Origin of the sequence: Paenibacillus bovis, assembly GCF_001421015.2 — a bacterium.
In the GTDB taxonomy this organism is placed as follows: Bacteria; Bacillota; Bacilli; order Paenibacillales; family Paenibacillaceae; genus Saccharibacillus; species Saccharibacillus bovis.
The window spans coordinates 177,870-202,218 of the sequence record NZ_CP013023.1 but is presented as its reverse complement, the minus strand read 5'-3'; the positions used below and the strand labels follow the sequence as shown (position 1 = coordinate 202,218).

Here is a 24,349-nt window from a genome sequence, read left to right as displayed (position 1 = left end):
TATGGCAGAGGATTATATGCGTCTGCGTCAGGCATTTACCGACCAGCAGGAACAACAGTGGTTTCGCGTCACTATGGACGAATTGGCTGGAGCGCTGTGCTGCACATCACGTAATGCCCGACTGATCCTGTCCCGTCTGGCAGAAGCCGCCTGGATTACTTTTCAACCGGGTCGGGGCAGAGGGAACCGTTCAGCACTGTTATTCCACCGCTCCGCAGCCGAAGTGCTGTTGGAGGAAGCCAGGGAACGCGTAATAGCAGGCGATGTGCAGGCTGCTTTTGACTGGGTGTATACCTATGAAAAAGTAGCGAATGTACGCAATGATTTTTTGCCATGGCTGACCGCATACTTTGGCTATTCGGCAGCCGGCGATGATACAGAGCAGATAATTGAGACGCTGCGTCTGCCCATTTACCGGCCTATTGTCTGCCTGGACCCGGCGAACGCGGTATTTGCTTTTGATACGGAGCTGGTGGATCAGCTGTACAGCCGTCTGACCGGATACGATGCGGATTCAGGGCGTGTCACTGCCGGGATTGCCCATGCCTGGGAATGTTATCAGGAGGGGACGGTCTGGACGTTTTATCTGCTCAAACATATAAACTTTCACAGTGGACAGGAGCTGACCGCACACGATGTGGCAGCCAGTCTGGAGCGTCTTCGCAGTCATCCATATGCCCATAGCTGGCTGGTCGGACAGGTGGATACGATACGGGTGCTGAACCGTTATACCGTGCAGATTATATTGGATCGTCCGAACAGGTATCTGGATCTGTATATGAGTCACAGCGGTGCTTCGATTCTGCCAGCAGGTACATGGCCGGATACCGGGCTGCCCATTGGATCAGGGGCTTATCGTATCATCCGTCTGCAGCATGGTCAATGTGTGCTGGAGCGGTTCCCTGGTTATTATGATCGAGGCGCAATGATCGATCGGATCGAGATTATCATCGTGCCAGAACACGAAGCCGAATATGCGATAGGTCCGGCCCCGGGCACATTGACTGTAGTCACAGGAGAAATCGCTATTGATCCGCCCGCCGATCTGCTGCGACAACATCATGTCACCGGTGTCTCGATGCTGTCCCTGAATAGGCGTACAATGGGGCCGCTGCAAAACCACTGGCTGCGGCAGGCACTTGTACAGGGAATTGACCGCCAGCGAATGATCTGTGAGCTGGGTGAGACGCGAATATCTGCTGCCAGGGGACTGCATGTTACACAAGGCAGAGAGGGTTCTCTGACAGGGGAATCACCGTATGAATTCCGAGTACACGAAGATACCCTGTACCAGCCAGAACAGGCAGAGAAAGCGCTATGTATGTCCGGTTACAAAGGTATAATGCTTAAAATGTATACGTTTCCTCGGCATGAACGCGATGCCTACTGGCTGCAGACACAATACCGGAAACTGGGGATCGAGATTGCCATACATGTGGTCTCGTGGGCTGAACTGAATCATCCGATGATCCGGGAACATGCCGATCTGATCTTGTTCGAAGCGGTACTGGCCGGTGGACTACTGCCGCAGCTGGAGTATTTGCAGTCCGATCACAGCCTGATTCGCAGCAGACTGCCGGAAAAGACAGCGGAACATATCGACCAGATTATTGCCCAAATGCTGTGCTCCGATACGGCTGCTTTTACAGATAAGCGCCCTCGCGAACGGAATCAACAGCAGATATCCGCTTGGCAGCAGGTCGAAACGGTGCTAGCGGATTCACATAGTATCGTTCCATTGGTCGAACGTTCTGCTACGCTGCTACATCATCCCGGCCTTCGTGGAGTACGAATCAATGCACGGGGCTGGACCCGTTTTCAGGATTTATGGTTTAGTGAAATGCCTTGAACGAGACACTGGATAGAGCGATTCCTTGGACTGGAGAAATACACGGGATCAGCTATGGAAAACAGAAAAGCGGAAACAACCTCTGCCGGGTTTACCCTTTTTCCGGTGACAGGCTGTCGGTATACTGATCGTAGGAACTTACAGCTGCATAACAGGGGGAAATCATAATGTTGAATCAGATGACAATAGAACGTCTGGATACGCTGGACAAGGATATGGAGCAATTTGTGGATATGCTGGTGGCTGTAGTGAACGACGGAGCATCTATTGGCTTCCTGCCACCGCTGGATAGAGAGGAAGCCCGTTCTTACTGGCATGGGGTGATCGCGCCGGATGTTATTCTGCTGGCTGCCCGTTCCGGTGAACAGATAGCCGGCACCGTGCAGGTACAGCTGTGCAGCAAACCAAACGGCAATCACCGTGCGGAGATCGCCAAGCTGATGGTGCATCCGGATTACCGTCGTCATGGTATCGCCCGCCAGCTAATGCTGGAAGCGGAGCTGGTGGCGCGTCAGGCTGAACGCTCGCTGCTGGTACTGGATACGCGTGATGGCGATCCGTCGAATTTACTATACCAATCGCTCGGCTTTCTGCAAGCAGGACAGATTCCGTATTTTGCCCGCTCGGAGAACGGTTCGCTGGATGCGACCAATCTGTACTACAAAGTGCTGGAATAGCGATCATTGATCCGTTCCGGAACCGATAATCCGCTATCCAATAAATAGTATCCAAAGGATCTGATGTGTACGGTGACATCAGGTCTTTTTGGCGTATGGACCGGACTGTATTATGATACAACTATATTTTATTTATCCATTGGTCATAGGTTATGTCATACAAGCAAAGGAGAATAACGATATGAATCATTTGCAGATTGTACATGCAGCAGCGGAACATGCCGAGGAGCTGGCAGCGATGAATCTGGAGTTTAACGGTGTGATCGTGGAGGAAGAGCAGCTGCGCCAGTATCTGGACAATCGCCGGGAGATTATTCTGCTCGCCATGGATGGGGAGCAGGCGGCCGGATTTATTTGTGCGCAGGTATTTCACTCCTTTTGTTATGAACGTCCCAATGCCGAGATTACCGAGCTATATGTACGCGAAAAGGCTCGTGAACAAGGTGTAGCAGGCAGACTTGTCCGGCAGATGGAGCAGGAGCTGCGGAATGAAGGAGTCAAGACCGTGACGATTCTGACCAGCTCCTATAACGAACCGGCCTGGAAAACGTACGAATCGGCCGGCTACCGGACGCAGGAAGAAGCGGTCTTCCAGCGCAAGCTGATTCCGATGGAATAAGCTGGTGAGGGAAGTGCTATTTTCGATCACCATGATCCGGTATTATCAGTTCCTGTCAGGACAATCTGTACAAAAAAGACTACAATAGATACAGTTTGCTGTCGTCGATCTGCGGCAGGTCATGATCTGCCATACGTACATACAGCCGGAGCTGTCAGGAAGTCCGACTGGTTTTTATCAGGAAAAGGAGTAATCGCAATGACTAGAATCGGACTGATTATGCGTAAAATTCAATTCACCGAGAACCAGGGACCGCGTGTATTCGCGGAGCGGCTCAAAGCACTCAGTGCGGAGCTGGGGGTCGAAATTGTCTTTATTTCCCCCGAGCGCCATGTGAGCGGCTACGACTGGCTGCCCGGTTACGAACACGAGAAAGGCGATCTGGTCAATTATGATATCGTACTCGACCAGATTCATAGCCACCATATTGACCATGTAATCTATACGGTATCCGGATTTACTTTTCTCAAGATGTTTCTGCCGAATAGTGTACTGTTCCCACACAGCTTCCCCGATCCGGCGCTGACGGGCTATGAGATGATGAAGCCTTTTTATACGATGGTGGATAAGGCTGTCGTACAGACTCCATTTCTGAAAAGACAGATGGCGTCGCAGTTTGGTATCACCGATGTGGATGTGATTCCGATCGGGTTCAGTGAAGAACTGGCGAAAAAGCATTTTAACCCGGACGAGGTCGTAGATAACCGGGTACTCTGGATCGGACGGGATGAAGAAAATCGTCGTCCTGATCTGGTCGTCGAATACGCGCGCCGCAATCCGGACAAGGAAGTGTTTATGGTATTCGGCGGTGAACGTTACCGGGAGAGTATGAAGAAATACGATATTCCTGCCAATCTCAAGCTGCAGTTTGCCCTGTCCCAGGATGAAGTGTTCCAGCTGATGAACTCGGCCAAAGTCTACTGGAGCAGCTCGCGCTTTGATACCTTTGCGATGCCGCTGACCGAAGCGCTGGCGATGGGCAAAATTGTCGTTAAGCCGGAGCATCCGTGTTATGACCATATTAGTTCGGCGCATTCTTTTGCCGGGAATGAACGTAACTGGTTTGAGCTGGTCAATATGGCAGTATCGTCGCCGCGCCGCTTTTCCCAGGAGAATCGCGACTATGCCTTTGAGACGTTCTCGGCCAGCATTATGAAAGAAGGATATCGTCAATTCTATTCGGATTGGCTCAAATAATCCGGAATCTGTACAAACAGGGGGTTGGGTATGACTATTCAACAGCGAATAGCCGTGATTGCCGATGTGCACAGTAATATTCTGGCGCTGGATGCCGTACTAAACGATATCGACAGGCAGGGTATCCAGCAAATCTGCAATCTGGGAGACAGCGTGTATGGTCCGATGGAGCCTGCACAGACAGCGCAGCGCCTGATTGATCGCCGTATTCTGTCCATACGCGGCAATCAGGATCGGGTCATGCTGGAACCCCGGCAGCCTTCTCCGCATTCCACGTATGACGAGGTACTGGCTGATCTGCAGCCGCAGCATATGCAGTGGCTGATTGATCTGCCGGAATACCGGATCCTCCATGAGGATATCTATGCTTGTCATGGTAATCCGCGGTCCGATGATATTCCTCTGCTGGAGAAGATTATGCCGGATGGCGTACATATGCGTTCGGATCAAGAGCTGCTAGAGATGCTGCATGGGATCGAACAGACGGTGATTTTGTGCGCACACACCCATGTACCCTGCACCCGATATCTGCCGGATGGACGTCTGATTATCAATCCGGGCAGCGTCGGCCTGCCTGCATACGAGGATGATCTGCCATACGAGCATGGTATGGAATCTTATTCTCCGCATGCCAAGTATGCTGTACTGGAACATGGAGCAGCCGGCTGGAGCGTAACCCATCATCTGATTCCCTATGACTGGGAAGCAGCAGCCCGGCAGGCCGAATACAGACAGCGTCCCGATTGGGCAGTTGCGCTGCGTACAGGCAGAGCGCACCCTTTATGAAAAGTAAAAAGTAAAAAGTAAAAAGTAAAAAGTAAAAAGTAAAAAGTGACAAGCAGAACAGAGGGATCTGATCCTGTGATGCTATTCCTGTGTGGCGATTTCTTCGATAATCAGCCTTCTATAATTAGCATGATGTCAGTATTCTGTCTGATCAGATTCAGCAATCCCTATTCCATATTCCAAATGTACAACGATAGGAGACTCCTTTATGACTACTCTACGCAAAGCGATTATTGATACCGATACTGCTGGCGATGATACGATCGCCATTTTGACAGCTCTGCATCATTTTGATGTACAGGGCATTATGATGACCGGCGGCAATGTGCAATTTGACCAGCAGGTGGAGAATGCGCTCTATACGATTCAGGTTGCCGGCAAAGGCGGTGTGGACGGCCCTATTCCGGTCTACAAAGGCTGCGAACGCCCACTGATGACGACATGGAATGCGGAATCGCACCGAACCGTCGAGGATGTGCATGGCAGCGACGGCATGGGCGGCGCCCATTTTCCGCTGGCTGCCCAGCGTCCGGCAGATGGTCATGCGGTCGATTTCCTGATCGAAACCGTACATCGTTATCCGGGCGAGATTCATCTGCTGGCGATTGCACCGCTGACTAATATTGCGATGGCGATTCAAAAGGACCCGACTATTGTGCCGAAGATTCCGCATCTGTACGTGATGGGCGGGACGAATAATGCGCTCGGCAATATTACGCCTGCAGCCGAGTATAACTTTTACGTAGACCCGGAAGCGGCACATATCGTGCTGCGTTCAGGTATTCCGACAACGATGGTCGGCTGGGAGATGTGTACACGCTATTCGCTGATGGATGATAACGATCATGCCGAGATTCAGGCGCTGGGCACTTCGGGGACTCAGTTTTTTACCGATGTGAACAAGGTCGTTATGCAGTTCAACAAGCAGGTGCACCGGCTGAATGGCACGACCCATCCCGATACGTTGCTGATGGCTGTCGCTGCGAATGAAGCGGTTATGACAGAGTCGCATGAGTACTTTGTCGATGTAGAGACCAGGGGAGAATGGACGCGCGGATACAGCGTAGTGGATATCAATGGCCGACTGGGCCAGCAGCCGAATGTGCGTGTCTGCGAATCGATCGACCGCGATCTGTTCAAACAAATGCTGCTCGACGTGCTGACAGCGATTGAGTAATTAGAATAATTTGAAGGAGCGATTGGTCATCCAGTTCAATCATTCCGTTGATAAATAGCAGCGGCTTCCCTATACTGATGCATTGTTACATGTACAGATAATTAGGTGAGAGCCTTTATATTCCGAAGCGAGGTAAGCTATTGTTAGTTAATTCCCAGATGAAAAAGTACCTTGATGAACTAGAGCAAGCAAGGGAAAGAGTAGAAAAGCAAAATCAGAATCAAAAAAGAGTAAAAGCAAGAAAAGCGAAAAAAGCAAAAACACGTCTTCGTAATGTTGAGTTGCGCAGCATTGAACCTTTTATTTTCCCTACGTTTATCGAGTGGGATGGCTGTGTACTGTTAAAACAAAAAAACGGATCCGATTTACCACCTCATTTTACGCCCAGTAAATTTATTATAGATCGAACAGCATTTGAAGCATTCCATAACCATATTCATATTAGCGATATATTTGAAGATATTATCGAACCGATCCAACTACTTGGCATTGGCGTGAACATGATTGAGATATGGGCGGCTGTACTCTACAGACAATTTAAAGGGGAAAGAAATTTTTATCTTGTTTTATCTTACGATGGGGAAGAAGCCGTTTTGCGTTTCTATTCAGTCAGACAGGATGAACCTCCATGGATTACTGTGGATTCATTAGATTCTTATTTAGACGGAGTAATGGTAATCGAAGTCTAAACAGAAAGACCTTGAAGATGATTTCTTCAAGGTCTTTTTTATTCACTTTTTTGGTATAACGAGTAGACACATTTATACGAGAAAAAGAATGGCTGCATTGTAACGATCTGCTATGAAGCCAATGATCTATGCCTCTATATAAAATAAAAGATAGTTGTGAAATAGTGATCCATGAGTAATAAATTGTCGTATTATTAATTAGTTAAAACAAGAAAATATCCTAAAATTCGACATATTAATTCATATTTCGATAAAATAGGACTTTGGATACGTGTCATATCACTATTAAATAACCGATAACTTATACATCAAGTCGAATCGTTTGGGGGAACAGTCGATGAGTTTTAAACTGAGGACCGTATTGGTCGTTGTATTTATCGTATTATCATTAGTGCTATCGGGAACTCTCGGCTGGGTAATGAACCGCTACGCCGTGAACAGCATGAAAGAGGAAATAGGCGATTCTTTATTCAGTACAGCGCATAATACCGCGGACAAGCTGGATAACTTTATGTGGTCCAGATCGGGGGAAATGGACCTCCTGGCTCAGCTGCCGGTACTGCGTAATTCGAATAATATGAACGAAGTACATGATATGCTGGATCAGCTGCAATCGAGCTTTCCATCTTTTTCGTGGATCGGGTATACTGATCTTCATGGTAAAGTAATGGCTTCGACAGACAATATTCTACTGGGTAAGGATCTGTCCGAGCGTCCGGTCTACCGTGAAGGAATCAAAAAGAAATTTATCGGTGACGTGCATGATGCCGTACTGCTGGCCAAGCTGCTGCCCAATCCAAGCGGCGAACCATTGCAGTTCGTGGATATCAGTCTGCCGGTTATCAATAATAAAGGCCAAAAGGTAGGCGTACTCGCTGCGCATATGAGCTGGGATTGGGCTCGTGAAGTAAAACAGTCGGTCATGGAATCATTCCAGCAGAAGGACAAGGATATCGAAGTGATGATTGTCAGCCAAAAGGATCAGGTAGTTCTGCTGGGACCGGATGGCATGGTCGGACAGAAGCTGCCGCTGAGTAGTGTAAAGAAGGCACAGTCTGGACAATCCGGTTGGGAACTGGAGCAGTGGCCGGATGGACATACCTATCTAACCGGTTATGCCTATGGCGATGGATATATGGATTATCCGGGGCTTGGTTGGACCGTGCTGGTACGCCAGCCGGAATCGACTGCTCTGGCGTCTATCTCAGATATGAATATATTCACGATGATCGCGGGAATGATCGCGACGATTGTTTTTGCATTGATTGGCTGGTTCCTGGCGAACAAGATTTCACTGCCAATTCGCGCACTGACGCATCGTGCCGACCGTCTGAGTGAAAAGGAAATCTTTGATATTCCGGTACAGCGTGGCTTCTATGAGATTGAGATCCTGTCCCGCTCGCTGCGGGCAATGGTAACCTCGTTGATGCAAAAAGATGTAGAGCTGGACCAGATGCAGGCGATAGCCCATTATGATCATCTGACCGGACTTCCGAATCGTAATGCGCTGGAGACGTATCTGGAAAGCACGCTGGCAGAGCATGAAGATAACCCGTCGCAGCAGCTCAGCTTTCTCTATATCGATCTGGATGGATTCAAAAAAGTAAATGATACGCTGGGACATCAGGCTGGCGATATCCTGCTGCAAAAGGTTGCTCAGCGTCTCAGCAGTCTGTCGAAGGACAAGGATATCACTGTTCGCCTCGGAGGCGATGAATTCCTCGTAGTACTGCATACTTCCCAGGATCATCCATACGATGAAGCGCGGGCATATGGCGAACAAATTATTAGTCTGCTGAACAAACCCTTTGTACTGGAATACCAGAAGATCCATATCGGCTGCAGTATTGGCGGTGCAGTCTACATGGTGGACAGTGACAATCCGATCGAGATCGTACGCATGGCTGACCAGGCATTGTACCAGTCCAAGCGCGCCGGCAAGAACCGGATCACTTTCTACAACGCGGATTCGCTACCACAGTCTGCGATGTAAATTCCGGGTATTCAGAACAGTAACAGTAAAAGTAACAGTAGAGAGATATGAAAAAGAGCCCCTTAAGGGCTCTTTTTAGGTTATAGTCAGAATTGTCTGCATATGCTCCTTTGGAGCACCTTATACAGAAGATATAATAATATGGCATATTCTTACCAAAAAGGGTGGAATAATGAGCCATATTATACGCTTTCCCCATATTCGCTTAATAGCGGCGTTGTCCTGCTATACGCTTGCCGATCACCAATATAATAAACAGCACAATCAGGGAAGAAGCAATAATAATTAGGGACAGTACCAGGTAACCAAGTGCATTCCAGCCATACTGGAACAGGCTGAACAGCATCAGTACCGCGCCGATCAGTACGCCTGCCAGTCCCGGAATATAGCGTACGGTTGCAGAACCCGGTCTGCGGCGAATCAGAATAATGCTGATGATTAACAGAACCAATGCAAGACCTGCTCCTATATACATAAGAGTGTTCAAATCGATAGACCTCCTTATTAGTTCGTTCTATTTACATCCGGTATAACACGGTTGTCGCTAATCGGATCCTGCTGCATAGATCGTGCCAAAGCAGTTTACGGACGAGCGTATCCTTTGGATATTCGGTAAAACAGCTGAAACATCAGCAGTACCAGCCCGATCAATGAAGTGCTGATTAACGCCAGCGAAAAAGCAAAAATGCCGTCCCATCCGGTGCGCTGCGTATAGACGACCATACCAAGCAGAATAATACTGGCAACGATTCCGAGCATTCCCGGACAAAAGCGGAAAAAACGCGGCTGTGGAGCGACTTTTACGAGCAGTAGTGCGATTAAATAGATGAGCATGCCTGCTCCAATACCTGCATAGACCAGTGGATGAATCGGTTGCATCATAATGCTCCTTTCTTGAATAGAGGATACAAATAGTAAATACATTGGCCTGACAGGGTAGTGCTCTGGTTATTCTATAGCGAATAATCTGGATTGGAAAGGATAAATAACCGAGTATCGTCAAAAGAAAACCATAATGAGATATCATTAATGAATATCTAAATAACTTAATGCTTATATGTCCATATAATTTCTCCTTTCAAGATAATATTCCATAAAATGGCTTTTTGAAAAGGGTTGTCCAATAAAAATTCCAGCAAATAACTTCCGTATTATTATGTAAAGATAAAAGTTACTCAAAGAAAACGTTTACTTTTTTGGTGAAAAGGGTATTCTTAATTATGATAAATAGGTTTGCTTGAAATATGCAAAACTGTCAGGCCCTGCAATAAGAGCTTACAATAACCTTTCGATCTTTTCCAACTTTTAGCATATTGTAAGCGCTTAACAATGGGGCTATTCTATTATCCGACAGAACTGCATATTATGCAAAATGCTGATCGACCGCTTGTTTTGCTATGCAGACTACGGTCATCAGCCAGTAGGTATCTATCTTGAAGGGGATGTTAGCATGAGAAAATGGGGAAGTGCATGTCTTGCAGGCTTGTTGATCATTCTGACCCTTGCAGCCTGCAGCGGTGGCAGTAATAATGCCAGCGGCGTGGTCGAACTGGAGTTTTTCCAGAACAAACCCGAAGCCAAGGGCAGTTTTGACAAACTGGTAGCCAAGTTTAACGAACAGCATCCGAATATTCATGTCTCTCAGGTGAATCCGCCGGATGCTGAGACCGTGCTCAAGACACGAGTCGTCAAAGATGATATTCCCGATATTATCGGACTGGGTGCAACCGATACATACTCTCTTCTGGCCCAAAGCGAAATTTTTCTTAACCTCACCAACGACCCTCTACTTCAGAATATTGACCCTAAATACGTACAGATGCTGACTGATGTGACCGGCATGCAGGAAGTTACCGGTGTTCCTTTTGCCCTGAATGCCAGCGGCGTCATCTACAACAAGGATATTTTCCAAAAGCTCGGTCTATCCGTACCCAAAACATGGGACGAACTGATCGCGACTGCCAAAAAAGCAAAAGAAGCCGATGTGATCCCGTTTTATTTCACTTACAAGGACGACTGGCAAACCAACCTGCCGTTCAATGATATGGGTGGAACACTGGTCGGGATTGATTTTTACAAGGAACGTCGTGAGAACAAGACTACTTTCCAGTCGGCTTATCAGGAAGTGGCCAAAAAGCAGCTGGAGCTGCTGAACTATGGACACGGTGATAACTTTGGTAAAAACTATGCCGACGGTAACCGTGCATTCGGTAATGGAGAATCAGCGATGTATATCCAGGGCAGCTGGGCGATCTCCGAGATTCGCAAAGTCAATCCGGATATCAACCTGGGCTTTTTCCCACTGCCAGGCAGTAATGATGAAGCACAGAACAAACTGACTGCCGGTGTCGATACCCTGCTCGCCATCTCCAATCAGACCGAGCACCCGGAGGAAGCCAAGCAGTTTATCGCCTTTCTGCTGCAGCCGGAAAACAGCCAGCAGTATATCGATGAACAGAATCTGTTCTCGTCGGTAGACGGCGTACAGCAAAAGGACGAGAGTGTATCCGGCCTGCTGCCGTATTTTGAACAGGGTAAAATTGTCGACTTTGTCGATCACTATATTCCGAGTGCGGTACAGCTGAATCCGACGGTGCAGGCGTTCCTGCAGAACAAGGATATCAATGCATTCCTGGGTACGCTGGACAAGGAATGGGACAAGGTGGCTGCTCGCAGGGCAAGCTGAGCAGCCTGATCGATAGATGTAACGTAACAGAGGAAAGCCAAGAAGGGGAGGAAGACACATGTCCAAACGGATGTCCACCTATTACTGGATGACCATTCCGGCCGTATTGCTATTCTTTCTATTCCTGACGCTGCCGGCGATTCAGGGGGTCTATTATTCATTTACCAACTACAATGGGTTTGGTAAAACGTACGATTTTATAGGTTTGCGCAATTACATCAATCTGTTCACTGATAATGTGGTAGGTGATGCGTACTGGTTTACGATCAAGTTCGCGGTAGTCGTCACCATCTTCGTTAATGTATTCAGTCTGCTGATCGCCCTCGGACTGAATGCGAGCATCAAGTTCCGGAACTTCTTCCGGGGTATTTATTTCCTGCCGAATATTCTGAGCGTACTGATTGTAGGTTACATATTCAACTACCTGTTCTCCAACGTATTCACAGTGTGGGGACAGTCTCTCGGGATTAACGCATTGTCTACAAACATACTCGGTAATGAAAGTCTGGCCTGGATCGGCGTGGTAATCGTAGCAGTATGGCAGAGTATTGCCCTGAATACGATTCTGTATCTGGCCGGTCTGCAGACCATCTCCAAGGATATGTATGAAGCATCCAGCCTCGATGGAGCAGGTAAATGGCGCGAGTTCTGGAGCATTACCTTCCCGCTGATCGCTCCGTTCTTCACCATTAATATGGTACTGGCGATGAAAAATGCACTGATGGTGTTCGATCAGATCGTTGCTCTGACCAACGGCGGACCTGGACGGGCGACACAGTCGATCTCCTTCCTGATCTATACCGGTGGATTTGAAGGCGGCGAATTCGCTTATCAATCGGCGAACTCGGTGATCTACTTTATCGTTATCGCTGTAATCTCAATTCTGCAGATTCGCTTCCTGCAAAGAAGGGAGATGGACATGTAATGAAAGAGAATACCAAAATCAACTGGCCGATCAATATACTGGTAGCAATCGGAACACTGATCATTTTGTTCCCGCTCTATATGGCGCTGACCATTGCACTCAAGGACCCGCAGCAGATGTCCCAATCCCTGTTCGGTCTGCCTACCAAGTGGCGGTTTGACAACTTTGCCAATGCGATTGAAGTGACGAACTTTTTCCAGGCATTCCGTAACAGTGCGCTGGTGACTACAGCGACCGTGGTGCTGACCCTGCTCACCAACTCGATGGTCGCTTATGCGATCGGACGGAATATGGAGCGCAGCAAGTTTTTCAAAGGACTGTATTTCTACTTTGTTAGCGCGATGTTTATTCCATTCCCGATCATTATGCTGCCGATCGTCAAACTGACGGCATCGCTGCATATGACCAATCTGGTCGGTCTGACGATTCTGCATACGGTATATGCACTGGCATTTAACGTATTTGTCTATGTCGGCTATATCCGCTCGATTCCGGTGGCACTGGAAGAAGCGGCGACCGTGGATGGCGCTTCGACATGGGGTACCTTCTGGCGGATCATTTTCCCGCTGATGGCGCCGATCAATGCAACAGTCGGTATTCTCGTCTGTCTGTCCACCTACAATGACTTCCTGCTGCCGCTGATTATTGTCAGTGACCAGGATATGTATACACTGCCGCTCGTGCAGTATATTTTCCAGGGACAGTTCAATACAGACTACAATCTGGCATTTGCCTCGTATCTGCTGGCGATGCTGCCGATGATCGTTATTTATCTGTTTGCACAGAAATGGATCATTAGCGGGGTCACGCGTGGTTCGGTGAAATAAGCGAACGACTGCAATAAATATACAAAAAGACCGTATCTCTAACAGAGAGTACGGTCTTTTTGTTATTTCTGCATATATTTTTTATTTGTGCGTATGGTGGTAAAAAAGAGTTACTGCACAGCAGTATCAAGATTAAGCATACGAATGAAGCGGGCTCCATCGATAGAGCAGATGTTTATTGTTATCCTGCGCGGTTCAGCTGTCTGCTTCGGCTTCGTGTACAGCAGAATCCGCTGCCGTCTGAAAAGAAGCTGCCCATTCGCCGAACAGCTGATAATCGCGCTCCACCTGATCGGTATAGGCATACGCCCAGCGGGAAATATGCTGGACAAAAGCATCCGGTTTGCTGCCCATGGCTTTGTAAATCTCGCGCTCGCTGTGATAAGGCAGGATGCCTTCGCTGACATCGCGGTCGGCACGGGAGTGCATTTTGGCAGTTAATTGAGCCATGGTGGACAGGATCTTTTGCATATCGTCGGTGCTCTGGATATTTTCCAGCTTTAGCCGTTTTTTATAAGGTGAACGTTCACGCACATAGAAATCGCGATCATCCAGCGTTAGATAGCCCAGATACGGATCAGCCTTGTGATGCATCGCCTGCTGGGTCGTCGTCACGCGTTTGCCCTGGTGACCGAACTTTTGCCAGAACGATTCGGTATATGGTAGAAAATAGGCAGGTACCGGCGCGCGTACTTCTTTGACTTCCAGGATTAGATCATCCTCGCCTTCGCCGGTTGCTCTGCCTTCGATCAGTACATAATAGCGATCGAGGCCGATTGAGGCCGTACCTGATCCGTGCTTGATCGCGATATCTTTGATCTTGTAGTGATTCACATCGTCTTCACAGCACAGGAGGGTGTCCTGATACGATGCCCAGGCTTGTTCGAGCAGCTCCTGTTCCCGGGCAGAAGGAATCGCCAGCTCGCTGTTCTCCAGAAATACACGGTCGCTCTGCATCACAGCGGTTACTTTTTCGAGGAAATGTCCTTGCCGGCGCTTTTCCAGCTTGCGTAGCAGTTTGCGGACAGGGCCTTTGGCATTGGATTCGTTCATAATAAATTTGGCGGGATTCTCTTTGCCTTCGGCGTAGCAGCGAATCTGCTTGTAGTAGGAGAGGATATAGTGCTCCATCATGGACAGCTGCTGCTCACGATCGTAACCGAGCTGACGACAGACGAGGGCGATACTGACAGACATGCGCAGCACATCATAGACATACGAGCCGACATATCCTTCATCAAAGTCATTCACATCATAGACGATATCGCCCGATTCATTACGGAAAGCGCCAAAGTTCTCAAAATGCAGATCACCCTGAATCCATGTCGGACGATCTGCCGGTGTATGATACGGGAAATAATGCCGGGTTGCATCGAAATAGAACAGATACGCACTTCCCCGGAAAAAGGAAAAAGCGGTCTGGCTCATTTTGCTGTATTTCTCGGCGCGTTTCTGTGGATTCAGATTCATAATATTGGCGTCAAATTCATCGAGAACCGAGACCAGTGTATCCCGGCGCAGCTTGTTGCGTGTACGAATCACATTTTCTGTAATAGCTGGATCTACCATATCGTATTCCCCTTTATGTACGGCTTTTTAGCCATTATCATATCGCAAATGAACATCCCGTAAAAGTAAATTTTTCCATGGGGAAGAAGATGGTCAGGAGAGTATAAAAACGGTCGGTTACAAAGTATATGCAGGATGAATCATTACTGCCGGAATCGCGCCCGATGTTTCACAAGTAGTCATTGTGGGAAATGAAGGAAGAGAGTTTGGTATCATTACCGTTTGGGAAAAGAGGGATAACGATGCATATTGTTTGGTCTTCACTGAGTATTAGCGGTTCCATTATACTGGTAGCAGCCGTCTTTCTCGTGCTGCTGATTGTGCTGATGGTTCGCATGATGCGTAATCGCAATAGTGGTAGATAATTTACTGTATGTACATAAGCCTGATGTGTCTGCTAGAGAAAAGGTAGACACATCAGGCTTTTTGGCGAGACTCATTACGCTTGAGATTAATATCCTATCCATGAGTATCTTTTGAGAAGACAGAAAAGTGATCTGCTTTTTGCCAATGACTGGCTGTCCAGAATTGCTGTCCATGCTCATTGTTATTCAGTACAAACAAATGAGCCCGATCAATTCCGTTGGCGGCGAGTGCATTCATGCTTCGTTCGGTCAGCTGCCGGGCAATTCCCTGTCCCCGGTAATCCGGGTCTACAGCCATGTGATACAAATAACCTCGTCGACCGTCATGCCCTGCCAGCAACGTACCGGCTATAACGTCTCTAATGGTATCTATGGCGATATAGCTGCATCCGGCATTTTGCTCCAGATAACGTTGGATCGATTCGCGAGAATCCGCCGGACTCAGCCCCAATCCTTCGGTATTTTGCCAGAGTGCGATCATGCCGTCATAGTCTTCTATTTTTATTTCACGGAGTGTAATCATGTTTACAGGTCCTCCTGTGCAGGTAATATTTATATACTATTTCTTGCTATTTCCATCTATTTGAGTTGTTGTTCGGAATTTTTCAATTTTTTCTGGTAATTCTTTGTTTCAGCGCGTAGCATAAGGAGAGAACACGAATGATTATGTCAGACACCCCGCTCCGCTGTGTCTGATTTTCCGAAGCGGAGCCATCGACAACGATTGAACAACTGGATGTACATTTTGCTGTAGATCCCAAAAGCATATCATATCAGGAGGCACTCCTTTGAATATAAAAAAGAATATTAAAAAATGGGTATTTCTCACTGTCATTTTGAGCGCGATCTGTATTGAGACGGTATCGGCAGCGCGTCTGCATTCCTGTCAGACGACAACAACCAGTTCACCTGTTCTGGTCAGCACTATTCACGCAGAAGGACAGGAAGTGGCACCTGTCGATCCCGGCGAACCGGAGGGACTGCTGGAGACGATTATGACCGATGACGAGCTCGGCGTTACAATAGAAGGTGCTCTTGGCAAAGACGGCAATTATCATAATCTGTCCCTGCATACACCGATGTTCCAGTGTACCCTGCCAGGCACCCAGGTGAGCAACCCTTCCTATGCACCGCTGATCAGTGAAGCGGATCTGGATGGAGATGGACAGCCGGAGATTATTGTAAATCTCACGTATGGCTATGGCACCGGTGCGTATCTGAATACCATTCAGGTGTTCCGCTCGGATGGCGATTCTGTGCCGGTCGAACCGCTCAGTAATTCGGTGCAACGTCAGTTTACCACCGAGCTGGATAAAGAAAACATTCAGCTCCATGTGAATGACCAGACCACTACGATTCCGTTGGATAAATTCGCTCAGCCGCCGGTAGCGAATGAACCGAATTATATTCATGGCGGAGATGTGCAGCAGTATACGGTAGAAGATAATCAGATCCATGCCGTATACTCTCTGCAAGCCGGTACATCAGAGTTCATCGGAGAACTCGATGCGGTCTACCGGTATGATAATGGAATGCTGCGTCTCCAGCCGTTAACGCTGGAGCTGGATGAACCTTACCGCAGCACAGCGGACGAAGTCAAATAAGATCCTATAATGATGAACGTGATGTAACTACGCCGGATCCAATCCACTTGATAGACAGGACAGGTATCAATGAAATATAACTGCTAAATAAAGCATAAGAATAGCTATTAAATGACGATTAAATCACTATCAAATAATCATCAAATGACTATCGAATAACTATCAAATAACTATCAAATAACTATCAAATAACTATCAAATAACCATCGAATGACCAGAAATATCTAATCGCACAGCAAAAAGGCGGTCTACGGAAGACCGCCTGCACAACAACGTGAAGCCTGATTTTTCGAAAAAATACAGGGTGTCAGGTTTTTTTGTGCTATCTATTTATTCTAATGTGACGCTACACAATGAAGTATTGTACACAGAGTTGAATAGATAACAGCTTTATTCGAAGCGTTGCTGTACATTTATGTCCCGGGAAATAATCATCAATTCATGCATGCCTTCACGAATCTGAGTCTCACTGGCAAAGGAAAAACTAAGCCGGATATGCTGCTCATATCGCTCTCGGATATCGAACAGCGAACCAGGCAGCAGGCTGATTTGCCGGGCCAGACATTCACGCAGCAGCAGCGGTACCGACAGATGATCCGGTACTCTGACCCATAGACTGAGCCCACCCTGCGGCTGCTCATATTGCCAGCCAGCTTCGTCCAATTCCTGCTGCATAATCTCCATACGAATACGCAGAGCAATACGCAGTTTGTCCAGATGACGGTGCAGTCGATCCGATCTAAAATAATGCAGGAACAGCTTCTGGTTGAGCAGTGGAGACCCTCCATCTGCCAGCGACTTGGCAGCGAGCAGCTGCGACATCCAGGGCTGGCGAGCAGCGATACAAGCGATCCGCAGACCGGGAGAAATATATTTGCTGAAGCTGCGAATATGAATCGTATAGCCTTCCGTATCATAGGCAAATACAGGAGCCGGAGGCTTACCGTCAAAGTAAATATCACTGCATGTATCATCTTCAATCAGCAGGCATTCATACTGTGCTGCCAGATCAACCAGCTGCTTGCGCTGCTCCACGGGAATGCAGATGCCGGTCGGATTATGAAAAGTAGGATTCAGATAAAACAGCCGCGGCCGGTAGCGCTGCATCATTTGCTCAATCTCCTGCAAATCGTAGCAGCCATCCTGGATGCCGATTGACAGCAGACGGGCTCCTTTTTGCCGGAATACATCTATTGCATTGGCATAGGTAGGGGATTCGACCAATACCGGATCGCCCGGACGTATCCAGATATCTGCGATCAGATGGATCGCCTGCTGGGCACCGCTCGTAATGAGTAGCTCATCCGCATCGAGATGCAGCTGGGCAGAGCGTCTGAAATAGCCAGCCAGCAGTTCACGCAGCTCCGGATCACCCTGTACCTGGGCATAGGTACCGAGCAGCTTGGGATACAGATCGAATACTTCTTTCATGTATTCGGCAAAGTAATGATTGGGCAGCAGATTCGGATCGATCAGCGCCTGGGAGAACTGATAGCGGGCAGGCAGCTGGTGCAGTGCAGCCATATTGCCCTGGAACACGACAGGCGCAGGAACATGATCCAACCGGGCGCTGACTGCTGGCGGAGCTGCGTAATAGCCGGATTTATGTCGCACATAGACCAGACCACACTCTTTGAGCTGCTGATAGGCTTTGAGTATAGTTAGCCGATGCAGCCCGCTTTCCTGCGCAAGCTGGCGTACCGAAGGCAATTTCTCATGAGCCTGCCAGTCTCCGCGGCGGATACGGGCTTCGAGATAAGCGCTGAGCTGACGAAATGATCTGGCTCCATTATGGAAATTAATGGTATTTATATCAGGCGGACGATTCTGCCCGGAAGCAGCAGTTGTATGAGGATCGACAGGAAGGGAAGTCATAATCGGTCAGGCTCCTTTCGTAAAATGCGGGTCGTCTACAGATATTGTTGCTGGTCTTTATCATACTTTACCGGAATCGGCAGATAGACGCATCTGGTCTGTCTGGTTCTATCTGGTCTGTATTCTTTCCTTTACAATAACAGAACGAAAAGGGGGAATGACAGATGATTATGATAGGGTACACCATAATGTGTATTATTTTCGGGACGACCTTTCTGGCGATCAAGGTAGGAGTAGATGCCGGGCTGCCGCCGTTCGGTAGTGCGGGAATACGATTTGCACTGGCAGGTCTGATCTTGATGTGTATCATGCATATACGCGGCAAAGTCAGTTTTTCAGTGTTGTGGCGGCGGGAGACACTGTTGATCGGAGCGAGCATGACGTTTATGACTTTTGCGAGTCTGTACTGGGCAGAACAGTATGTTACTTCCGGTGTAGGCGCATTGCTGTCAGCGACCGGTCCGGCGATGATTCTGCTGATTCGGGCGCTGGTGCTGAAGGTACGTGTGCCTGCACTGGCATTTGTCGGTGCGATTATCGGATTGGCGGGTGTAGGTCTCTTGATGCTGCCGGGTCTGGCAGGCGGGGGAGATTATCATCCGCTGTGGATGATTGCCTGTATAGTCGTCGTCGTAGGTGAGATCGGCTATGCCAGTGGAGCTGTCTATTCCAAGCAGGTATCTTCGGCTCTAAAAGAAATTTCGCCGGTATCCCAGAATGCAGCCCAACTGCTGCATGGCGGCTGGATGCTGCTCGTCCTGTCCCTGATTACCGAGCATAACCAGATCCATATCGAGTCATTTGGATCGGCAGCTGCTATCGGGTCTCTGGTGTATCTAATCGTAGTCGGCTCGATGGGAGGGCATACGCTGTTCTACTGGCTGATCTCTCGGACCAATCCTGTATTTCCTTCAACCTGGCTCTATATCTCGCCAGTACTGGCTCTGCTGCTTGGATGGCTGATCTACGGAGAGCCGTTAAGCTGGATCATGGCGGCAGGTGCAGCCGTGGTGCTTATCGGAGTGATTCTAACCAATCTGGATTCCCTGCTGGGACTGTGGGATAGCCGCCGCGCCCATTCCCGAAAAGAAGGCAAGCTGGCGCCGGTTATCCAAAAATAAAGGGGCTGTATAGGTACAGACTGGATATCCGAACGGGTTCTGTTTACTATTCTGATATAATCTGCATAAATATCTATTTCATGAAAAAGAGGCTGTATCTCCAAAGAGATGCAGCCTCTTTTCACCTGATCCATATTCTACATGTCTACACGTATGTGCCAATGCAGACGTAGTCCTGTGCAAAACTACGCTTTTAACGCAGTAATTTCAGATTCGATATTATAGATTGATCGCATAAATGCCCGGCTTGTTGTCGATAGCGCCGATCCAGATCTGACCATTGCCAATCATTACACCGCGCGAGCTGACCATCACCTGGTTCACGTTCTGGGTAGACAATGCCCGGCGAACATTGGAAGTCATAATGGATGTATATTCATTCAGAAACTGCTTCTGGTTGAGAATGAAGCGTTTGGTGCCATTGGCAGCATTCACTACCAGCGGATAGGAGATCCGTTTGGCTACAGCATCACGATTCCCGTTTGCCACCGCTCGCTTCAGGTTGGCAAAGTATCCGGTAAACTGTTGGGCCGAGCTAAATCCTGCCGTGTTGACCAGTGCGGTTGCCAGATTAGTGGAGCTATTGCTGCTGCTGGAACTGTTACCACCGGATGAGCTGTTCTGTGGAGTGGATGGAGTCTTGGGTACCGTTGGTACGACCGGTGCAGAAGGAGATGCCACACTTGAAGGCTCGACTGCCGGTACCGTCAGATCGGATGCGGCATAAGCGGACGAAGCCAGCGTAGAAGCCAGCATGACCGCAGCCAGTGCTACTGTGCTTTTTTTTATATTCATTAATATCCCTCCAGACGATAGGTTGATCATTATGGATATTATACCCAGTACCATTGCATTATCCAACAAAATAATGGAAATGTAAAACAGGAATTCAAGCGTTACCCTTCTTGTCTGTGGACAGCAAAAAGCCCCTCTATACCTGAGGGGCTTTTTGTCAGCCATTCGTGTCCTAATGTTAATGTAATTATCAGCTTTTGAGATGATAAGGCACAGTAGCTACAACAACATCCTTGTAGTTGATCAGATAAGCACGCATTAACAGACTCGTCTGATTATGGAGGATACTCTCCCACCAGTGCTTGGTGACAAACTGCGGAATCAGAATGGTAATATGATCGGTTGCCGACGTTTTCCATTCTACCGTATCAATAAACCGGCGCAGCGGCCCCAGAATACTGCGGTAGCGGGATTTGAGTACAATCAAGCGTACACCCGGGTCCCATTGTTCCCATTTGTCTTCCATTTTGCGGATGGCTTCATCATCGAAGCCGACATAGACAGCAACGACATTAGGCGACAGCGTCTTGGCATAACTGATCGTATTCATCACGACACGGGTAATCCCGGCCACCGGAATAATGATCGTATTGCCTTTGATCTGCGGCTTGTCGATTGTAATATCAATCCGCAGCTGTTCGGCTGTATTCTGATAATGAATATAGATTTTGTAGAAGACATAAACCACAATCGGCAGGAAAATAAAGATAATCCATACCTGGGCGAACTTGGTGAAGATAAAGATCAGGGTAATCGACAATGTTGTCAGCATACCGATCGTATTAATCACCAGCTTGAGTACCCAGTTAGCAGGTTTGAGCTTGATCCAGCGAACCATCATGCCAAGCTGGGACAGCGTGAACGGAATAAATACACCGACCGCATAGAGCGGAATCAAACTGTCTGTTTCTCCATGGAACACGATAACGAGCAGAGCCGAAGCCAGACTGAGGAAAATGATACCGTTGGAGAATCCAAGACGGTCACCACGTACCATGAACATATGCGGCATATATTTGTCCTTGGCGAGCATAAAGGCCAGCAGCGGGAACGCCGAGTAGGCTGTATTGGCCGCCAGGAACAGGATCAGTGCCGTAACACCCTGTATAATATAGTAGATAATACCGCTGCCAAAGGTCATCCGGGCAATTTGCGAGATAACGGTCTCGGTACCGGATGGACGAATACCATACCAGTAGGCGAGCAGGGTAATCCCGATAAACATACCGCCCAGAATCAGACCCATCATGAGCAGCGTTGCTGCTGCATTGCGCTCAGCCGGCTGACGGAAGTTCGGGATAGCGTTCGATACCGCTTCGACCCCGGTCAGTGCCGAACATCCGGAGCTGAATGCTTTGAGCAGCAGGAACAGACTGACATTGGACACCGTCGTACCAAATTCGGGAGCAGCCGCTTCAATACCGCCGGTCATGTATTTGATCACTCCGCTGATAATCAGGAAGAAAATCGAAATAACGAACAGATAGATCGGAATCGCCAGCACCGATGCCGATTCGGTCACCCCGCGCAGATTCATCAGCGTCAGGAATACAATCATCACCAGTGCAATCAATACCCGGTGATCATGCAGAATCGGAAATGCCGACGTAATCGCATCTGTACCTGCCGAGGAACTTACCGCTACCGTCAGCACATAATCAACCAGCAGCGATCCGCCGGCGATCAGACTGGAGGCCTGTCCCAGATTATCCTTGGCGACGATGTACGCTCCACCACCTGTTGGATACGCAAAAATAGTCTGACGATACGAAATCACCAGAATCACCAGCAGTCCCAATACTGCGATAGAGATTGGAACGGAATACCATAATGCTGCAAAACCGGCAACCATCAGTACCAGCAGAATCTGCTCAGTCCCGTAAGCTACCGATGATAGCGCATCGGAAGACAGGATCGCGAGCGCTTTAAGCTTACCCAGCTTTTCCGCTTCTAATTCTGCTGATTTCATGGGCCTTCCGATTAATACACGCTTTACCTTGCCAAACATCTTACACCCTCGTTTCATTAATTAAATGGATTTTAGTTGGTTGCCACAAATCATTGCCTGCCGAGTCAGCATGCATAGGGTACAGGGATAGGATGGATACGTCATAACAGAAATAAGAATAATGTTAAATTTTATATACACCTATTCAGCATCTCTCAAGCAGCACTTTGTTGGGGGCTGTGCCCATATGAACATACGGGCAAGCGTATTTCATTATACTCCTGCTTTGCAAAAAGTCATGCAATATTTTACGGAATTTTGTTAAAATTAAGTCATAAGTAAGTCAACTGCTGTCATGTCCTGAAATCTACTATCGAATCATAGTCAAAGATAAAGGAGAAACCTATGAAAAAAGTCATGATCCGCCTGCTACTCCTTTTGTCTTTGGCCCTGCTGGTGGGAATTATAGCCTGTTTTTACCTGGGGTACTTTATGTATGCTTATGGTATGATTTTTCTGATTATCGCTGTACTGTTCGGACTGGGACAGGCAGCAAGTGTCAACAATAGCGTCTGGCTGCACCGGAACAGCTATGATCGTCATATCCGTGAACAAACAGAGCGCTACCGCTCGGACAGGGAAGAATAGCCCTGTAATCTCCCTGGATATCGAACCGTAATATAGCAACAAAGTGGACGAATCGTAAACGAACCCGGTCAATCCAGACAGGGAGGGCGAGCATCCTTCGTGGATAGGTGCTTTTAGCACGTCCCTCTTCTATAGAAGAAAGCAGCTTGTTCGTGCTCGCGAAGAGGCTGCTTTTTTATATTAACTATGCTTTTTTATATTATCTATTAGAAGAAGATTATTTTCAGAGCTATACACGCTGTAAAAGGATTGGAATGAATGCTGGATATACGGAGTAATAACGATACCAACAATCATAATGTAAAGTAAACTTGACATCGAAGCTGATTTCCATAAAAATGGAAGAGTGGAGGGGTAAGCATGAGAAGCGAGCATCATTTGAGAAATGAAGTCAAACTGCTGCGTGAACTGAACGGCTATTCGCAGGAGCAGCTGGGGAACTTGCTGGGCGTATCCCGTCAGACAATCAATGCGATTGAGCGAGGCAAATACAATCCGTCGCTGCCCCTGGCACTGCAGATGGCCAAAATATTCCGTACGACAGTAGAGCATATTTTCTTTCTGGAGGAGGAACCTTTATGAACCGAACAAAAGTAACGACATCGCTCAAAAGCAACTGGCTGCTGCGCCTTATATGCGTATTAGTGGCACTAATTCAGCTGTATACCATGATTACTAATATCAGCATAAATATGCAGCTTGGCCGAACTATCGATTGGATGGATTATATCCCTAATGTAGGATTGGCTATTCTGTTCCTGACCTGGGCATGTATAAATGAGCAGTTTTTTATCCGCGGTGATGAACGGTTGGATGCGATTCGCAAGCAGGCGATCTATCTGACTTTTTATTTCATTATTGGCTATGCAGGCATTCTTGGTATGATTGCCTTGTTGTCCTGGTTAACGATGACAGCTCTTCAGGCATTGACCCTGTTGCTGTATATGGGTTCGATTACACTGCAGATTATCCATGCCATTTTACTCCGCAAAAACTAGA

At 48.0% G+C, this 24,349-nt stretch carries 24 protein-coding genes; 17 read left to right on the top strand and 7 right to left on the bottom strand.

Annotated elements, in window-relative coordinates:
- Position 1: 1 nt before the first annotated feature.
- From AR543_RS00880 to AR543_RS00845, 8 genes are all read left to right on the top strand, one after another.
- Positions 2–1,849: an ABC transporter substrate-binding protein gene (locus AR543_RS00880; RefSeq protein ID WP_227871877.1), complete on the top strand. Its 1,848-nt coding sequence runs from the start codon at positions 2–4 to the stop codon at positions 1,847–1,849.
- 167 nt (positions 1,850–2,016) lie between these two features.
- On the top strand, positions 2,017–2,526 hold the full coding sequence (locus AR543_RS00875) for a GNAT family N-acetyltransferase (protein WP_060530978.1): 510 nt from the start codon (positions 2,017–2,019) through the stop codon (positions 2,524–2,526).
- A gap of 112 nt (positions 2,527–2,638) precedes the next feature.
- On the top strand, positions 2,639–3,145 hold the full coding sequence (locus tag AR543_RS00870; RefSeq protein ID WP_145953877.1) for a GNAT family N-acetyltransferase: 507 nt from the start codon (positions 2,639–2,641) through the stop codon (positions 3,143–3,145).
- 198 nt (positions 3,146–3,343) lie between these two features.
- Positions 3,344–4,342 (top strand): glycosyltransferase, encoded by a 999-nt coding sequence (locus tag AR543_RS00865; RefSeq protein ID WP_060530973.1) that lies wholly within the window; start codon positions 3,344–3,346, stop codon positions 4,340–4,342.
- 30 nt (positions 4,343–4,372) lie between these two features.
- The gene (locus tag AR543_RS00860; RefSeq protein ID WP_064505548.1) at positions 4,373–5,128 is read left to right on the top strand and encodes a metallophosphoesterase family protein; all 756 of its coding nucleotides are present in this window, start codon (positions 4,373–4,375) and stop codon (positions 5,126–5,128) included.
- A gap of 208 nt (positions 5,129–5,336) precedes the next feature.
- Positions 5,337–6,305 carry a nucleoside hydrolase gene (locus AR543_RS00855; protein WP_060530971.1) on the top strand — a complete coding sequence of 323 codons (969 nt, stop codon included), beginning with the start codon at positions 5,337–5,339 and terminating at the stop codon, positions 6,303–6,305.
- A gap of 158 nt (positions 6,306–6,463) precedes the next feature.
- Positions 6,464–6,994 carry a hypothetical protein gene (locus AR543_RS00850; RefSeq protein ID WP_227871807.1) on the top strand — a complete coding sequence of 177 codons (531 nt, stop codon included), beginning with the start codon at positions 6,464–6,466 and terminating at the stop codon, positions 6,992–6,994.
- 337 nt (positions 6,995–7,331) lie between these two features.
- Positions 7,332–8,987, top strand: coding sequence for a GGDEF domain-containing protein (locus tag AR543_RS00845; RefSeq protein ID WP_060530967.1), 1,656 nt, complete (start codon positions 7,332–7,334; stop codon positions 8,985–8,987).
- Positions 8,988–9,192: 205 nt separating this feature from the next.
- On the opposite strand, the gene AR543_RS00840 is transcribed toward AR543_RS00845, so the two are convergent.
- Together AR543_RS00840 and AR543_RS00835 are read right to left on the bottom strand one after the other, a co-directional pair.
- Positions 9,193–9,474, bottom strand: coding sequence for a hypothetical protein (locus AR543_RS00840; protein ID WP_060530965.1), 282 nt, complete (start codon positions 9,472–9,474; stop codon positions 9,193–9,195).
- Between the two features lie 95 nt (positions 9,475–9,569).
- A complete protein-coding gene (locus AR543_RS00835; RefSeq protein WP_145953876.1) occupies positions 9,570–9,869 on the bottom strand; it encodes a hypothetical protein in 300 nt (99 codons plus the stop codon).
- 568 nt (positions 9,870–10,437) lie between these two features.
- Between AR543_RS00835 and AR543_RS00830 the strand changes: the two genes are divergently transcribed.
- The 3 genes from AR543_RS00830 to AR543_RS00820 are packed head-to-tail and all read left to right on the top strand — an operon-like array spanning position 10,438 to position 13,425.
- Positions 10,438–11,673 carry an ABC transporter substrate-binding protein gene (locus AR543_RS00830; RefSeq protein WP_060530961.1) on the top strand — a complete coding sequence of 412 codons (1,236 nt, stop codon included), beginning with the start codon at positions 10,438–10,440 and terminating at the stop codon, positions 11,671–11,673.
- A gap of 58 nt (positions 11,674–11,731) precedes the next feature.
- A complete protein-coding gene (locus AR543_RS00825) occupies positions 11,732–12,598 on the top strand; it encodes a carbohydrate ABC transporter permease (protein ID WP_060530959.1) in 867 nt (288 codons plus the stop codon).
- The gene (locus AR543_RS00820; protein WP_017811163.1) at positions 12,598–13,425 is read left to right on the top strand and encodes a carbohydrate ABC transporter permease; all 828 of its coding nucleotides are present in this window, start codon (positions 12,598–12,600) and stop codon (positions 13,423–13,425) included. The genes AR543_RS00825 and AR543_RS00820 overlap by 1 nt, the downstream gene beginning before the upstream one ends.
- Positions 13,426–13,620: 195 nt before the next feature.
- Here AR543_RS00820 and AR543_RS00815 read toward each other — a convergent pair whose 3' ends face one another.
- The gene (locus AR543_RS00815) at positions 13,621–14,994 is read right to left on the bottom strand and encodes a DUF2252 domain-containing protein (protein WP_060530957.1); all 1,374 of its coding nucleotides are present in this window, start codon (positions 14,992–14,994) and stop codon (positions 13,621–13,623) included.
- Between the two features lie 242 nt (positions 14,995–15,236).
- On the opposite strand from AR543_RS00815, the gene AR543_RS24860 reads away from it, so the two are divergent.
- Positions 15,237–15,359, top strand: a complete 123-nt coding sequence (locus AR543_RS24860; RefSeq protein ID WP_257790508.1) for a hypothetical protein — start codon at positions 15,237–15,239, stop codon at positions 15,357–15,359.
- A 94-nt stretch (positions 15,360–15,453) separates the two neighbouring features.
- Here AR543_RS24860 and AR543_RS00810 read toward each other — a convergent pair whose 3' ends face one another.
- Positions 15,454–15,882: a GNAT family N-acetyltransferase gene (locus AR543_RS00810; RefSeq protein ID WP_060530956.1), complete on the bottom strand. Its 429-nt coding sequence runs from the start codon at positions 15,880–15,882 to the stop codon at positions 15,454–15,456.
- A 265-nt stretch (positions 15,883–16,147) separates the two neighbouring features.
- Between AR543_RS00810 and AR543_RS00805 the strand changes: the two genes are divergently transcribed.
- Positions 16,148–16,963, top strand: coding sequence for a hypothetical protein (locus AR543_RS00805; RefSeq protein ID WP_060530955.1), 816 nt, complete (start codon positions 16,148–16,150; stop codon positions 16,961–16,963).
- A 390-nt stretch (positions 16,964–17,353) separates the two neighbouring features.
- On the opposite strand, the gene AR543_RS00800 is transcribed toward AR543_RS00805, so the two are convergent.
- Complete coding sequence (locus AR543_RS00800; RefSeq protein ID WP_082472069.1) at positions 17,354–18,838, bottom strand: aminotransferase-like domain-containing protein; 1,485 nt, start codon at positions 18,836–18,838, stop codon at positions 17,354–17,356.
- Between the two features lie 164 nt (positions 18,839–19,002).
- Between AR543_RS00800 and AR543_RS00795 the strand changes: the two genes are divergently transcribed.
- Positions 19,003–19,959, top strand: a complete 957-nt coding sequence (locus AR543_RS00795) for a DMT family transporter (RefSeq protein WP_060530954.1) — start codon at positions 19,003–19,005, stop codon at positions 19,957–19,959.
- A 219-nt stretch (positions 19,960–20,178) separates the two neighbouring features.
- On the opposite strand, the gene AR543_RS00790 is transcribed toward AR543_RS00795, so the two are convergent.
- On the bottom strand, positions 20,179–20,754 hold the full coding sequence (locus tag AR543_RS00790) for a hypothetical protein (protein WP_060530953.1): 576 nt from the start codon (positions 20,752–20,754) through the stop codon (positions 20,179–20,181).
- 190 nt (positions 20,755–20,944) lie between these two features.
- Positions 20,945–22,762 carry an APC family permease gene (locus AR543_RS00785; protein ID WP_060530952.1) on the bottom strand — a complete coding sequence of 606 codons (1,818 nt, stop codon included), beginning with the start codon at positions 22,760–22,762 and terminating at the stop codon, positions 20,945–20,947.
- 345 nt (positions 22,763–23,107) lie between these two features.
- Here AR543_RS00785 and AR543_RS00780 point away from each other — a divergent pair, with 345 nt between their 5' ends.
- The 3 genes from AR543_RS00780 to AR543_RS00770 all read left to right on the top strand — a co-directional run bounded on the left by AR543_RS00780 (position 23,108) and on the right by AR543_RS00770 (position 24,348).
- Positions 23,108–23,350: a hypothetical protein gene (locus AR543_RS00780; protein WP_060530951.1), complete on the top strand. Its 243-nt coding sequence runs from the start codon at positions 23,108–23,110 to the stop codon at positions 23,348–23,350.
- Between the two features lie 360 nt (positions 23,351–23,710).
- A complete protein-coding gene (locus tag AR543_RS00775) occupies positions 23,711–23,932 on the top strand; it encodes a helix-turn-helix transcriptional regulator (RefSeq protein WP_082472068.1) in 222 nt (73 codons plus the stop codon).
- Complete coding sequence (locus AR543_RS00770) at positions 23,929–24,348, top strand: hypothetical protein (RefSeq protein WP_060530949.1); 420 nt, start codon at positions 23,929–23,931, stop codon at positions 24,346–24,348. The genes AR543_RS00775 and AR543_RS00770 overlap by 4 nt, the downstream gene beginning before the upstream one ends.
- The last annotated feature ends 1 nt before the right edge of the window (position 24,349 follow it).